Annotated in this window: 9 protein-coding genes; 4 read left to right on the top strand and 5 right to left on the bottom strand. The window is 55.3% G+C overall.

Annotation, left to right across the window (positions count from 1 at the left end):
- Window positions 1-39: 39 nt before the first annotated feature.
- Window positions 40-2,934: an Rne/Rng family ribonuclease gene (locus Q0835_RS12940; RefSeq protein WP_298961755.1), complete on the bottom strand. Its 2,895-nt coding sequence runs from the start codon at window positions 2,932-2,934 to the stop codon at window positions 40-42.
- Between the two features lie 676 nt (window positions 2,935-3,610).
- On the opposite strand from Q0835_RS12940, the gene Q0835_RS12935 reads away from it, so the two are divergent.
- The 3 genes from Q0835_RS12935 to prfB all read left to right on the top strand — a co-directional run bounded on the left by Q0835_RS12935 (window position 3,611) and on the right by prfB (window position 8,847).
- Window positions 3,611-4,900, top strand: coding sequence for an N-acetylmuramoyl-L-alanine amidase (locus Q0835_RS12935; protein ID WP_298961753.1), 1,290 nt, complete (start codon window positions 3,611-3,613; stop codon window positions 4,898-4,900).
- Window positions 4,901-5,088: 188 nt separating this feature from the next.
- Window positions 5,089-7,560: a penicillin-binding protein 1A gene (locus tag Q0835_RS12930; protein ID WP_298820610.1), complete on the top strand. Its 2,472-nt coding sequence runs from the start codon at window positions 5,089-5,091 to the stop codon at window positions 7,558-7,560.
- 155 nt (window positions 7,561-7,715) lie between these two features.
- Window positions 7,716-8,847, top strand: a protein-coding gene (prfB, locus tag Q0835_RS12925; RefSeq protein WP_298961750.1) for a peptide chain release factor 2 whose coding sequence is annotated in 2 segments (ribosomal slippage) — window positions 7,716-7,784 and window positions 7,786-8,847 — 1,131 coding nt in all. Because the reading frame shifts where the segments join, the coding sequence is not laid out codon by codon here.
- Window positions 8,848-8,895: 48 nt separating this feature from the next.
- Here the strand turns inward: prfB and Q0835_RS12920 are convergent.
- The 4 genes from Q0835_RS12920 to bcp all read right to left on the bottom strand — a co-directional run bounded on the left by Q0835_RS12920 (window position 8,896) and on the right by bcp (window position 11,664).
- On the bottom strand, window positions 8,896-9,549 hold the full coding sequence (locus Q0835_RS12920; RefSeq protein WP_298820455.1) for a M23 family metallopeptidase: 654 nt from the start codon (window positions 9,547-9,549) through the stop codon (window positions 8,896-8,898).
- Window positions 9,550-9,566: 17 nt separating this feature from the next.
- Window positions 9,567-10,109: a hypothetical protein gene (locus Q0835_RS12915; RefSeq protein ID WP_298820457.1), complete on the bottom strand. Its 543-nt coding sequence runs from the start codon at window positions 10,107-10,109 to the stop codon at window positions 9,567-9,569.
- Between the two features lie 228 nt (window positions 10,110-10,337).
- Entirely contained in the window at window positions 10,338-11,174 is an 837-nt protein-coding gene (locus Q0835_RS12910; protein WP_298962045.1) for a ferritin-like domain-containing protein, read from the bottom strand.
- 22 nt (window positions 11,175-11,196) lie between these two features.
- Entirely contained in the window at window positions 11,197-11,664 is a 468-nt protein-coding gene (gene bcp / locus Q0835_RS12905; RefSeq protein WP_298961747.1) for a thioredoxin-dependent thiol peroxidase, read from the bottom strand.
- Window positions 11,665-12,041: 377 nt separating this feature from the next.
- Between bcp and Q0835_RS12900 the strand changes: the two genes are divergently transcribed.
- Window positions 12,042-15,158 carry an AsmA-like C-terminal domain-containing protein gene (locus Q0835_RS12900; protein WP_298961745.1) on the top strand — a complete coding sequence of 1,039 codons (3,117 nt, stop codon included), beginning with the start codon at window positions 12,042-12,044 and terminating at the stop codon, window positions 15,156-15,158.

Genomic DNA, 15,158 nt, shown 5'->3' with positions numbered 1-15,158 from the left:
CCAAATTGGCCGCCTTGTAGCTACAACTGCAATTTGAAATCAGAAGAACGATCGTCCTCGCTGCCACCAGCCGACACGTTTTGGTTTGTCTTCCTTTTCGTCCTGCGACGTTTCGCTTGTGACCACCGGTTCAGCTGGAGCGGCAGGTTTGACCTCTGCGTCCTCTTCAGGCGCGTCTGCAGCAACGGGCTGTTCGGAGGTTGGAGTTTCCACCACGATTGTTTCTTCCGAGACAACTGTCTCGACAACTTCGGCAGCAACAACACCATCGGATTCGGGCGTGTCTTGCGTTGAAGTGCCTTCCGTTTCTGGGGCAACGTTTTCGTCAATTGCCTCAACAACCGTATCGGTTTCTGACACTTCTACAGGTGCTGCGTCGCTGTCATCACTGTTCGCGGCCTCAGCGGCTTCCTCAGATGTCGCAGCTGTCTTTGAGCTCTCCTGAGCGTCAAAGCCGTCCTGAGCTTCACCGTTCGCACTGTTCGGCGCTTCAATGTTCTCGTCATCGTCTCCGTCAGCACGCAATTCATCGCCGTTGCGACGCCCTCTACGTCCTCCGCGACGACCACGGCGGCGTTTGCGCCGAGGCTCATCTTCACCGTCACTGTCTTCCGAACGTGCCTCCTGAGACGCATCTTCGTCTTCAGTCTGCTCGTCACTTTCTCCCGAGGTCTGGCGAGTTTCGTTTTCGTCACCCTGCTGATCGGACCCGCCTCTGCGGCGCTTGCGCCGGCGTTTGCGACGACGACCTTCGCCGTCTTCTTCCTGCGCTTCCTCTTCGACAACCGGCTGTTCAGTTGACTCGTCGATGATCTCGACGGTATCGGGCTGAACGATCGGAACCGGTGCCGGAATTCGATCCCTGTCAACCGGGGCTCCACGCTCAAGCACGTAGAGTTGACCATTGACCATGTCGTCAGCGTGCACCTCGATTTCGACACCGAAGCGGGTCTCTAAATCAAAGAGGTTGGAGCGCTTCTGGTTCAGAATATAGAGCGCGACTTGTGTGGTCGTGCGAATGATCAGGTTGTGTGAGGCACCCTTGAGCAGGTTGTCCTCGATAGACCTGAGCACGTGAAGCGCAACCGATTCCACGGACCGGATCATGCCTGTGCCCTGGCAGTGAGGGCAGGGTGTTGTCGAACTTTCCAGAACGCCTGTCCGGATCCGCTGACGGGACATTTCCAGCAGGCCGAAATGGGAGATGCGCCCAACCTGGATACGCGCCCGATCGTTTTTCAAGCAATCTTTCAGCTTTCGTTCGACGGCACGGTTGTTTTTCGATTCCTCCATATCGATGAAGTCGATAACAACGAGACCGGCGAGGTCTCTGAGCCTTAGCTGACGTGTAACCTCTTCGGCTGCCTCCAGGTTGGTTTGGAGAGCTGTGTCTTCGATATTGTGTTCGCGCGTGGATTTGCCTGAGTTCACATCGATAGACACCAGAGCTTCGGTCTGGTTGATGACGATGTATCCCCCCGATTTCAAGGTCACTTGCGGTGAGAACATCGCATCAAGCTGCGGTTCTACCCCGTACCTTATGAAAAGCGGCGAGGGGTCGCGATAGGGCTGAACATTCTTTGCGTGGCTCGGCATGAGCATGCGCATGAAATCCTTGGCTTCCCGGTAGCCCTCATCACCGGAAACCAGAACTTCGTTTATGTCCTTGTTGTATAGATCACGAATTGAACGCTTTACGAGACTGCCTTCCTCGTAAACGAGGCTGGGCGCACTGGATTTCAGTGTTAACTCCCGGACATTTTCCCAAAGCCGCATGAGATATTCAAAGTCGCGCTTGATCTCGGCCTTGGTCCTGCTTGCGCCTGCTGTGCGCAAGATTACGCCCATGCCTTCCGGCACATCGAGCTCGGACGCAATCTTTTTCAGGCGCTTGCGGTCAGTTGGCTGCGTGATCTTGCGAGAGATACCGCCACCTCGTGCCGTGTTAGGCATAAGAACCGAATACCGGCCAGCCAACGACAAGTAAGTGGTCAGGGCAGCGCCCTTGTTGCCGCGTTCTTCCTTGACGACCTGGACCAGGATGATTTGGCGGCGCTTGATAACTTCCTGGATCTTGTACTGCTTGCGTACCGGAACGGACCGCTCAGGAACTTCCTCCATTGCGTCTTCCGCGCCAACGGATTCAATGGCGTCTTCATCCGAATCGGCATCGTCGTCGTCGTCATTCCGACGGCGGCGGCCGCGACGTCCGCGGGCGCGGGCCGGTCTTTTTTCTTCTTCTTCGTCCGTTTCGGCGGTGTCGGTAACGTCTTCTTCGGATTCCTCGGAGTCGTCTTCTCCAGTATCTGCCTCGGGAGCTTCACTGTCAGACGTCTCGTCCTCAGAGTCCTGCTGTGGCGCCTTGGCCGATACTTCCTCAGAAGCTGTGTCGCCTGCGTCCGTTCCAGGTGCCTCGTCCAGAGCTGCATCCTGTTCGGAGGCAGCTACAGTCAGCTCTTCATCTCCCTCAGGAGCCTGGCTTGGGCTCTCCTCGACGGTTTCGCCGTCTTCCGCCGCGCTCGCCTCGTCTTCGGAATCAGCTACCACTTTCTCACTGGCGACTGTCTCGCTCGCCTCGTTCTTGGCTGCTCGAGATTTCCGACGGCGCTTTGGCTTTTCTTCGTTTTCTGTGTCGTCACGCTGGCGCTCGGCAGCTTCGGCTGCAAGCAACGCCTCACGGTCCGCAACGGGAATTTGATAGTAGTCCGGGTGAATTTCACTGAAAGCGAGGAAACCGTGACGGTTTCCTCCATATTCCACGAAGGCCGCCTGAAGCGAGGGTTCGACCCTTGTTACCTTTGCTAAGTAAATATTCCCGCGAAGCTGCTTTCTGTTTGCCGCTTCAAAGTCGAATTCTTCAACCCGATTGCCACGCACGACGACGACCCGGGTCTCTTCCGGGTGGCCCGCGTCGATCAGCATTTTGTTTGCCATTATGAAACTTCTCCACGGCAGCGCTCATGGGCGCGTATGCAAAACGCGCATCGCCCGAAAGGAGGATGGCTGCCGTATTTGTTTTGCTAAGATGAGAAAGGGCGTCTGCGCCCGGCGCGGTCGGGTCATCAACACAAGCGGCCGCAAATGCGGGGCCTTGCTGTATGTTGTTCTCCATGTGCATCGCGCGGGTCCTTCGGGGCAACGCAAGCCCTTTAGTTAAGTCGTTGTACCTTTTCCGGTTTACAGCTTGGCGTGAACCCTCGGTCTGCACCGGTTCCGGACTGTGTTCGTCTAGAAGAGCCGCCGCGGTCCTCGCCGGAAAATCTGCCATTGGTTATGGGCATCACATTGCGAGGCGGGGCGGTTTCAAAGATGTGCCAATACCTTATCCGCTGACTGCCAAGTGGAACTTTTCACTGGTAGAACGGCCTCTGTTCTGCCATTTCCATGTCCTGGCGGGTGATGACGTTGTGGATAGAAACCCTTGTTCGTCACCAGGGAAGGTATCGGTCTTGAACCGAAATCCGTAAGGTACTTTTACGATCCGATGCTTCGCTTTGCAAGCAATGTGAAATGCATAAGGCATTTTCCTTGAGTACCGGATCGCGTATGACAGGGTTGGCTGGGGCCCGTGTGCAGGCAAATTGCAAGCAAAATGGCCGGAATAATTGAAGTGAAACACTGGATAAAACCGTTGGTAGGCATCGTGCCGACTGCCATAGCTCAGATGCTGACGACCGTTGGTATCGTATTGTGCCTTTTGCTGTTTGGACTCAATACGGTATCGGTTGACGCGCACGCGGAAGCCCAAAAGCCGACGGTTTTGGGCGCCAGAGTGGCGGGCGACGACGCTCGAACGCGAATCGTTTTGGACATGGACCGGCAAGTGACGCCGGCGATTTCCGGCTTGCGCAATCCCTATCGACTGATCATCGATCTCCCAGAGATGGTCTTCAAGGTGCCCGAGGATGCCGGCGAGAGCGGGCGAGGTCTCGTTTCCGACTGGCGATTCGGTTTGTTCGCCGTCGGTAAATCCCGGATTGTTCTGGACCTGACCGGCCCAGTAAGTGTGGATAAGACTTTCTTTTTGCCCGCAATTGATGACCAGCCGGCACGCCTTGTTGTGGATCTGGTCAGCACGTCGGCGGAAGAATTCTCTGCCTTCGTTGAGGCCTCGCGCCCCAATCGGTCCACTGCAGACAAGAAAACAGATACCAAGAGCGACCGGCTGGCGGCTGGAAGTGACAGCGACAAGCCACTTATTGTTCTGGACCCGGGCCATGGTGGCATCGACACCGGCGCAACAGGCGTTGCCGGTACGCTGGAGAAGGCCATTGTTTTGGATTTCGCCAAGCTGCTGAAGGAAAAACTGGAGGAAAGCGGTCTCTATAGTGTGCATATGACGCGCGAGGAAGACACGTTTATTCCGCTCGCGAAGCGGGTCCAGATCGGACACGATCTCGAAGCGGACCTGTTCATTTCCATTCACGCTGATTCGGTCAGAAGGGGTCAGAAATACGCAAGGGGAGCAACGGTTTATACTCTTTCAGACAAAGCCTCTGACCAACTTGCAGAAGACTTGGCGGAAACCGAAAATATGTCCGACATTATCGCCGGTGTGGAATTGCAGGACGAGCCGACCGAGGTAACCGATATTCTGCTGGATCTGGCTCGACGGGAGACAAGGTCGTTTTCAGTCTATTTCGCCAGAACGCTCGTAAGCGAGCTTAAAAGCGCTGTTCGACTGATCAACAATCCGCACAGGTCTGCGGGTTTTCGAGTATTGAAAGCGCATGATGTGCCCTCAGTTCTGGTCGAGCTGGGCTATCTCTCGAACGAGCATGACGAAAAGCTCCTGATATCTGCGGAATGGCGTGAGCGCATGGCCGGCGCAATGAGCGAAGCTATTCACGGGTTTTTCCGGCCAAGGTTGGCCCGGCAGCAGGCAACGCCATCTCAGTAAAAGGCCTGAATTGTCTCGAAAATTGAAGGTCTTGTCAGGCCATTGCCTCAGCATCGCCATATTGGTGCACGAGGAAGGCTGACAAGTGTGTGTGACAGTCGGCACCAAAGGGTGCTGTATTAAGGTTTCCGTGTTAAAAAGCCTGACGCGTTAATGACGGGGAAAGACGAGCCCGCAGTATGAAATTTTTGGTGAAGTTTTTTGGCTATCTTTTCGGGATCGGTGCAGTATTTGCGCTGTTGATAGCGGCAGGTGTCTGGATGTATCTGGAGTCCCTGTCGGAAGATCTGCCTGACTATACAGCGTTGCAGAACTACGAACCGCCTGTGATGACACGCGTTCACGCGGCGGATGGTAGCCTTATGGCTGAATACGCCACGCAGCGCCGCATGTTCTTGCCGATCCAGGCCATTCCGGATCGTGTGAAACAGGCTTTTATCGCCGCGGAAGACAAGAATTTCTATTCCCATATCGGCGTCGACCCGGAAGGCATCGCCCGCGCCGGCGTACGTTTCGTTCAAAATTACGGTTCCGGCCGGCGCCCGGAAGGGGCCTCAACGATCACGCAACAGGTGGCAAAGAACTTTCTGTTGTCCGATCTTGTCAGCGAAGAACGCCGTCGCCGCTCGGCAGCCTATGAGCGCAAAGTAAAGGAAGCCATCCTCTCGCTGCGCATTGAACAGGCCTTTACCAAGGACGAGATTCTCGAGCTCTATCTCAACGAGATCTATTTTGGGTTTGGAGCGTACGGTGTCGCTGCAGCCTCACTGATCTATTTCGACAAATCCGTGCACGAGCTCAATTTGGAAGAGATCGCCTATATGGCCGCACTTCCGAAGGGGCCCAGCAACTATCATCCGTATCGCAAGACAGAAGCGGCCATCGCCCGCCGCAACTATGTGCTCGATCGCATGATGGCTGATGGCTACATTTCGACCGCGGAAGGCGAAGAAGCCAAGAAGAAATCGATTGTTGTCAAACCCCGCGAACGTGGATCTTTCCTGTTTGCCGCAGAGTATTTCACAGAAGAAGTCAGGCGAGAAGTTGCGGAAATATTCGGAGACAAGCGTCTTTACGAGGGCGGGCTCTCGGTCAGATCCACACTGGATCCCGAGCTTCAGAAGATGGCGCGCAAGTCTCTCATGGATGGTTTGATCGACTTCGACCGCAAGCGAGGCAGTTGGGGCGGACCGGTTGAGAAGATCGCGCTTGATGCCGATTGGGGTGTCGACCTGTCCAAGGTGGAAGCTTTGAGCGACATTCCGGAATGGCAGCTCGCAGTCGTTCTGGAAAGCGGTGGCGATGAAGCGCGAGTCGGCCTCCAGCCAAAGCGGCTGGTAAGTGGCAGTCTCGACGAAGAACGCCAAACCGGACAGCTTTTCCTGGAAACGATGAAATGGGCGCGGGTATCCGGCCGGGCACCAGCCGCGGTTTCGGATGTGCTGACGCCTGGGGATGTCGTCTACGTTCAGGAAAGCCCGGTTGCACCTGGAACTTTTGAGCTTCGTCAGATCCCGAAGGTATCCGGTGCACTTGTGGCCATGGACCCCTATACGGGTCGTGTTCTTGCCATGGTGGGCGGGTTCAGCTTCGCACAAAGTGAATTTAACAGGGCAACTCAGGCTTATCGCCAGCCTGGATCCTCGTTCAAGCCGTTCCTATACGCCGCGGCGCTCGACAATGGCTACACACCGTCATCCGTGATCATGGATGCCCCGCTGGAGATCAGCCAGGGACCGGGGCTCGGCACATGGCGGCCACAAAACTACGGCGGTAAATTCTACGGCCCGTCTACTTTGCGTACGGGTATTGAACTGTCCAGAAACGTCATGACCGTGCGTTTGGCGCAAGACATGGGCATGCCCCTCGTTGCCGAATACTCCAAGCGGTTTGGCATCTATGACAACATGCTTCCGGTTCTGTCGATGTCATTGGGCGCCGGGGAAACCACCGTGTTGCGCCTGACGACCGCCTACGCAACGATTGCAAATGGTGGACGGAAAGTGCGTCCGACCCTTATTGACCGCATTCAGGACCGCTACGGCCGTACCATCTACAAACACGACAGCCGGATCTGTGATGGCTGCACGCAGGACAATTGGGAAGGGCAGGGTGAACCGGCACTTATCGATGATCGCGAGCAGGTTCTGGACCCAATGACCGCTTTCCAGATAACTTCCATGATGGAAGGTGTTGTTCAACGTGGCACAGCAACTTCTGTACGCGCTGTCGGTCGTCCGGTTGCCGGAAAAACAGGGACGACAAACGACGAAAAAGACGCCTGGTTCATGGGCTTCACGCCCGACCTCGCGGTCGGCGTCTTTGTCGGATTCGACAATCCGAAACCCATGGGCCGCGGAGCGACAGGTGGCCAGGTTTCGGCACCGATCTTCACGGATTTCGTGAAAAAGGCGCTAGCCGACAAACCGCCAGTAGAATTCAGGGTGCCCAAAGGACTGCAACTGATCGCAATCAACCGCAGGACGGGGTTGAGTGCGGCGGCAGGAACACCAGGCGCAATCCTGGAAGCCTTCAAACCAGGTATGGCACCAAATGACAGCTTCTCCGTGATCGATTTCCAGGACTCCATGGGCGTTCCGGCCAATGTTTCGCAGGAAGCTCTGGATGCGGTTGCCGGCGGCACGGGTGGCCTCTACTAACCGGCCAAAAACTCCTTTGGTCGCGATAGGACAACTGAGACCAGTCAGTGCGGTTTACAGCAGCTGGTCTCGCGGGTAATGTCCCGCTCCAATTCCCGGCCCGTGTCTCCTCGTGGAGACCGGGCCGCTTCACATAAAATGACGCGAGGTACCCGATGCGCGCCGAAATGGAAGCGATCGTCGATGAAATCAAGCAGGCCATAAGCCTGCTGAGGAGGCATCTTTGACTGGGACAATGCACTTGTCCGCCTGGAAGAACTGAACGCTCTTTCTGAAGACCCGGAACTGTGGAACGATCCGAGCCGGGCGCAAAAGCTCATGCGGGAAAGGCAGCAGCTCGACGACGGTATCAACGGCGTCAAGGGACTTGAGCAGGATCTGGCCGACAATGTCGATTTCATCGAACTCGGAGAGATGGAAGAAGACAAGTCCGTCGTTGAGGATGCCGAGGACGCGCTGCGTGGCCTGAAAGACAAGGTCAACGAACTGCAGCTGCAATCATTGCTGTCCGGTGAAGCTGACGCCAACGACACCTATCTGGAGATCAATTCCGGGGCAGGTGGCACGGAAAGCCAGGACTGGGCGTCCATGTTGCTGAGGATGTACAGACGATGGGCGGAAAAACACGGTTTCAAGGTTGAAGTACTTGAATACCATGATGGTGAGGAAGCCGGCATCAAATCCGCGACGCTCCTCATCAAGGGTGAGAATGCCTATGGCTGGATGAAGACGGAGTCTGGTGTTCATCGACTGGTTCGTATCTCGCCCTATGACAGCAATGCGCGTCGCCACACAAGCTTTTCGAGTGCGTGGGTCTACCCGGTGATCGATGATTCCATCGAAATCGATGTAAATGAAAGCGATTGCCGCATCGATACCTACCGGGCTTCAGGTGCGGGTGGACAGCACGTCAACACAACAGACTCGGCTGTCCGCATTACGCACCAGCCGACCGGGATTGTCGTTCAATGCCAGTCAGAGCGTTCGCAGCACAAGAACCGGGCAACGGCTTGGGGCATGCTCAAGGCACGCCTTTATGAGGCAGAGCTGAAAAAACGCGAAGAAGCGGCGAGTGCCGAAGCTGCGTCCAAGACGGACATTGGCTGGGGTCACCAGATCAGATCCTACGTTCTTCAGCCCTATCAGCTGGTGAAGGATCTTCGCACTGGTGTTGAAAGCACTTCACCTGGCGATGTCTTGGATGGAGACCTTGACCGGTTTATGGAAGCGGCATTGGCGCAGCGTGTCTTCGGCGGCGAACCGGTTGAGGTAGAGGACGTAGAATAGTCTCAAAACACTGTCGAAACAGACGGGGCCTCACTGGCCCTGTTTTTCTTAGAGTGACAGCGCGGCGAGTTTTTCGCCTGCGGCCAGGAAAGAAGCCGGATTGCTGGGCTTTTCATTGCGACGGATCTCGTAATGAAGATGAGGGCCAGTTGATCGGCCAGTGGAACCGACATTTCCAATCAGGTCACCTGCCAGCACATGATCGCCAACAGATACGCGAATGCGGCTGAGATGTGCGTAACGCGTTACAAACCCATTGGCGTGGCGGATCTCCACCATCTTGCCGTATCCACCTTGCCATTTGGCGCTCAGGATCGTTCCGGGAGCAGTCGAATAGACACGTGCTCCATATGGCGCCTTGAAGTCTGTGCCGGTGTGCATGGCAAGACGGCCAAGGAACGGATCGACACGAGGTCCATAACTGCTGGAAACCGACCCGTTTTTGATCGGGCGTTTGACGGGGAGCCGCAAGGCAGTGAACTTTATTCGCCGTAACGCATTCAGCGCATTGCTGGCGCGTTCGATTCTTTGAGGGAAGTTTTCATCGGTTATCGGCAGAAATGGGCCGCCGACGGATGTCTTCTTGCGCAGCGCCGTATTAACAGACGGTGCTATCTTTCGGGTGATGTCAAGAATATCGTCAATCCGACCCTCAGTTGCCACCGTGATGGCATCAATGGCTGCGGTACTTTCGACGTCCATCGCCGAAATGTCGGCCTTCACCGCATCGAGAGCAGTTTGTTTCTTAGAGTTTTTTTTTTGTCGAGCAGGTCGGCGTTAGCGTCATCGGCCGGTTGTTGCAGGATTGTGAGCGGATCGACGCTCCTGCTTGTGCCATCGCGAAGACCGAGTGCTTTGACCGGCTCGTCGATCAGCTCCGTTTCGCCACCAATCGCTGATTTGTCCTGCCTATCAATCGCTGCAAGTCCACGGCCATCCAGGCTGGGTTTTTGTGGAGGCAGGGGTTTGTCGCTGCTGAGATAGATGCCTGCGTTTTCCGCCCGTGCAACAAGGTCGGCGACAATAGCATGACGCTGGTTGAGGTCCTGCTGCCTGCGCAGCACGTCCATGACCTGGATTTCGACGGATTCCCGATCAACCATCTGGCGGCTGTTCAGGTTTTCAATTTCGGCACGCAGGCGATCGATGTGATCCTGATACTCCAGAACCAGTTCGGTGCGCTCAGCGCTTGCTTCCGCCATCATATCGTTGCGCATGAGATAGTACCCGACAGTCCCAACCACTGCGAGTGTGGCGGTCACACAGGCGATGGCGCCGCAGACAAGGTGAGCGGGACGCACAGTATATGTGGTTGTTTTGGCGTTTTTCCCCAAGGGCGCATGATGTGCTGCCACCCTTTGATTTGGGTATATCCGCGTCTTTTCTCGGCGCTGTTGCATGTTCACTCAGTCACTGCCTGCATTCTGCAAAGGAACTGAGTGTGATTAGAATTTGGTAAGGTTAATAAATCGTCTTCAAAGGGGGTGAAATTACCCGACAAGAGGAGCCAATGGCTTGTAAAACCCAGGGGTTAGGCCAGCTTCAGAGCGTGCACGATCGTTAAAGGGCGGCTTCAGAGCTCTGCGGAAGTGCCGCCGGACATAGGCGTGGAAAGCCGGTTCAGCTCTGATTCCCTGTCGATCGCACAAGAATCGGAACCATTTGGCACCAAATGCGACGTGATTCTTTTCGTCCCGGTAAATGATATCCAGGCACTTTGCCGTTTCTTCGTCATCGATCTGACGAGCCTTTTCTATCATTGGGGGCGTGATATCGAGGCCCCGAGCCTCCAGGACAAGGGAAATGATGGCGAGCCTGGCTGCCAGATCGTGTCCTGTGTCCTGCGCGGCCTGCCAAAGACCATCGTGAGCCGGCAAGTCGCCGTAAGTAGCGCCCAACTGTGACAGCCTGTCTTGTAGCATTGCAAAATGCTTGGCTTCTTCCAGCCCGACGCGAACCCAGTCGTCATAGTAGGATCTTGGCAATCGGACGTAAGCAAAACGTCCGATAAGGTCCCAGGTCAGATCAACGGCATTCAACTCGATATGCGCAAGCGAATGGATGAGCGCAAGTCTACCCGCTTTGCCGGTGAGGCTTCGTTTGGGCATGTCGCGCGGCGCGAGAAGCGTGGGCTTCGGCGGGCGGCCCGGCCGATCCGGCATGTGGCCGTCTTTTGATAGCGAGCCCAAAGCCAGGCTTCTTTGAAACCATGCTTTGGAAACGCCGTAAGCGAGCCGAACCTTTTCGCTGGTCTCGGGAGCCGCGACAATTGCGCGTGCACCGGCAACCAGGCTTTCGGGGATCTCTGATTTTTCCGTCGTCAGCATGCGCGCCTTGTATTCAAGTGGGCTAGAGTGCACCTGCTGTTTCAAACACTGCTTCGGCATGCCCGGGAACTTTCACTTTTCGCCAGATTTGGGCGATTTTCCCTTCCGCGTCTATCAAAAATGTAGCGCGCTCCACACCCATGTATTTCTTGCCGTACATGGATTTCTCCACCCAGACACCATAGCTTTCCGCTGTTTGTGTATCCGTATCAGCACCAAGTCTGACCGCGAGATTGTGTTTGGCAATGAAGTTGTCGTGTTTTTTGGCAGAATCGGGAGAAATTCCGACGATGGTGATTCCGAGTTTCTTGAAAGCCTCCATGTTCTCAGAGAAGGCAATTGCTTCTTTCGTGCAGCCTGGTGTGTTGTCCTTGGGATAAAAATAGACCACCACGGGTTTCCCTCTAAGGGAACTCAGCGAGACCCGACCGCCACCATCGCTCTCCAGATCAAACTCAGGTGCTGCATCGCCAATGGTCAAATCACCCATATTGCCTTCCTTCCGTCAAAGTTTGTGCGTTAATGCCCGAATCCGCCAGTTCGCGGGATCGCGACTGTCGCTTTTGTCAAAGAGTTCGCAGTATCATAGGTCGCTCGGCGACTCGTTCAATGCTGCGCGGGAACAAGCGAAGTCTTGTTTCAGGAAAATCGGATTGCCTGACAGATACGCACAGGCTTTAGAATGGATTTGTGGAGTTGCCAACCAAAGGCGGAGCAACAGAGCAGAAGGAGCCGGGCAAAGCCAGGCCCAAGCGAAAGCGGTTACGATACTTCGTCGCTTTCCTTCTCGTCTGTTTGATCGCGGCGACAATCGCTGTATTTGCCTCCGGGCCAGTTCGCGTGCCTATGCTGGGAAGTCTTCTGGCAATGCAAGGAACCCGCGGCCCGGTCACCCTTTCCGTAGACGGCGCAAGCCTTGACTTTACGGCGCGTGACGGCATCAACATCATACTTGAAGGTGCGAAGGCCAATATCAGTGGCCCCTCGGCAGTCACTTTGCGCCTTCCCAAGCTGACCGCACCTCTTAACAGGGACGCGCTTTTCTCTGGCAAAGTCCATTTCTCCTCGCTCATTCTTGATCAACCGCACGTCGAAATCGAGCTGAAAGGCGGCCCGACCAAGATCCCTGAAATTGGCCCGCTTATGGAAGCAGTCGATCGGGTCAGCGATGTAGTCGATGATCAATTTGCACGCAGAGCTCTGAAGTTTGTCAGCGTCAAGGATGCTTCGGTTGAATTGTCCGGAGCAACCGAGCGACGGTTTGCGGGCATAGACGCTAATGTCTTCAGGGGAAGCAAACGTGCGATCCGCGCTTTTGCAAAAATATCGGGCGGTGTTTCCACCTGGCGGATGGAGCTTGCACGCAGCGCACCCGGAGGCGGCGCTGAGAAAAGCATTGGCGTTGTGGTCAACGGTATCACTCTCGCCGAATTGCTTGGCCCCGAGGCCACGCCGCAATACGGCAAGGGCTTTGGGTTGCCGGCTTCGGCAAAAATTGAAAGCAGGCTGGATGCGGAAGGTGTGTTTCTTTCAGCAAACGCAGTTGCCCGGGTCCGAAATGGCTGGTTTCAAATGGGAAGGACATTGGTTGCATTTGACGATGCAGCTTTGTCTCTTCTCTTTAAAAAAACCGGTCAACCTATTGAAATAACGAAATCTCATATCATTCGAGGTAACAGCCGAATCTTCTTCACAGGAGCTTTGGAGCCCGGTCTCGACGGTGGACGAGAATGGGGTATCAAGCTGGACGCGGAATATCCGCAATTCGGTTCGGCCGATATTCGAGATGCGCCCCACATGCTTGATGGGGTCCAGGTTAGAGCGCGTTTTGACCCGCAAGATCGGCTTTTGTCGATCGATCGTTTTACCGCGCGTTCCGGCAAAGCGGTTGTTCACGGTGTGGCCGAACTCGAGTTAACGTCCGATGGCCCTTATCTGGCTCTTGCCGCGGAGGGGGAGAAGATCCCGATCGCCGTGGCCAAACAGCTTTGGCCAATAACACTCGTTCCACCTGCGCGGCGATGGATCATCGACAGAATAACAGGTGGAACAATAGAAACGGTTTCCTACACCGGTGCTATCCGTCCACCTGCATTCAATCATCGTGATCCGGATCCGGGGTGGTCCGGCGACGACATGCGTCTGGACATGACCTTTTCTGATGGATCCGTCACGCCCATCGGAGAAGTACCAGAGATAAAGGGGTTGTCTGGGACGCTGACTGTTCAAGACGAAACGCTCACCGTCTCGGCAACCGACGGCTATGTGACGGCCCCTGATGGTGGCGAGATCGTTTTGCCAGAGGGGGTCTTCAATATATTCAACTTGCCGCACCGGCATGGAAAGACTGCCCAGATCACGACGAAGATGCAAGGCGAGGCAAAGGATCTGGGAGAGGTCGTCGACAGCGCTCCCTTCAGAGTACTTGAGCGCGCCGGATTGAAAAACGACGGTGTCAGCGGTCAAGGCGAACTCGATGTAACGGCAACCTTTCCGCTCGGAGAACCTGTCGACATTGTCGATCTCGATTGGCGGGCAACTGGCGAATTGCAGAATTTTACCGATGCAAACCCGATTTTGGGACACACCGTTGCAGATGCAGATGTCTCAATAGATGCGAACAAGCAGCAGGTCGCGATAACGGGGCGGGGCAAACTGGACGGCTTGCAGGCTGATATCGATCTTGTCGTTCCTCTTGGTGAAAACGGAGTTGCCGGCAAGCAAGACGTTATTGTCACCACCACTGCCGCACAGCTGAGAGACAAGGGGATCGATCTGACGGCGTTTCTGGACGGGCCCATGACGCTGAACGTCACACGGGCAGAGGATGCACAGGACTTTGTTATCGATCTGAAACCTACAGATGTGCGCTTGCTGGCACTTGGATGGCACAAGGCCAATGGGGTTCCGGCAACCGCCTCCTTCAGGCTCGTGGAGACGGATACTTCACGCAAGATCGAGAACTTCAAGCTTACGTCGGAAGGTGTCAATGTCGCCGGGAGAATGAACCTGTCGGCTGATGGTGACCTTGTCACAGCTTCGTTTGATACTTTTCAGCTTCGCCCGGGAGACGATGTAGAAGTCGACATACAGCGCGCTTCAGGTGGTCGATACGACATTATTTTTGCAGGAGCTGCGTTCGACGGTCGTGGACTAATTCGCAGCATTCGCAGTCCCGGTGGAAGCAAGGGAGCGGGCGACTTCGAAGACGGAGCGAGAATTTCAGCTACGATTGATCGTGTCACGGGCTTCAACGGGCAAAGTATCTCAGATTTCGCCGGGCAGATCGAGACCGGCAGCAAAGGTCTGATGTCGGCTGATCTGGGTGGGTTGATGAATGGAAATTCCAGTTTCGAATTCTCCGTGACACCGCAGAACGGATCGCAGTCAGCCATCGGGAACTTTGCCGATACCGGGGCAACACTTCGCTTTCTGGACCTTTACGAACGTATGCAAGGCGGCAAGGGAACCGTGAATGTTGCCATGGCCGACGAAGACAGTTGGGTTGGGGACTTTAATGTCCGAAAGCTGAAGATCACCGAAGACCCCGCTATCAAACGAATCCGGGAGCGTGACCGAAACGGATTGAATCCAGATGGTTCGGTTGCCAATCGGCGGGAAGTTGATGGTACGGCAAGTTTCGACACACTTGACATCAGTTTCAAGCGTGATGGTGACTTGATGACAATCACCAAAGGGGCCCTGCAGGGGGCTGCGCTTGGTGGCACGGTCAGCGGCACTGTCGATTTGGATCAGCAGACACTCAACCTGACCGGAACATTCGTACCGATTTATGCGCTGAACAATTTCTTTGCAAAAATACCGTTGCTTGGGTTTGCGCTTGGTGGCAATTCCGGGGAAGGGCTGATTGGCGTCACCTACAAACTGTCCGGGTCGGTTTCGGATCCGGTGCTGTCCGTCAATCCGATTTCAGCAATTGCGCCTGGCATCTTCCGAAAGATGTTTGAGTTTCAGGCAAATTGA

It is taken from the genome of uncultured Roseibium sp., assembly GCF_947499295.1.
Taxonomy (GTDB): domain Bacteria; phylum Pseudomonadota; class Alphaproteobacteria; order Rhizobiales; family Stappiaceae; genus Roseibium.
This window is presented reverse-complemented; position numbering and strand designations above follow the sequence as displayed.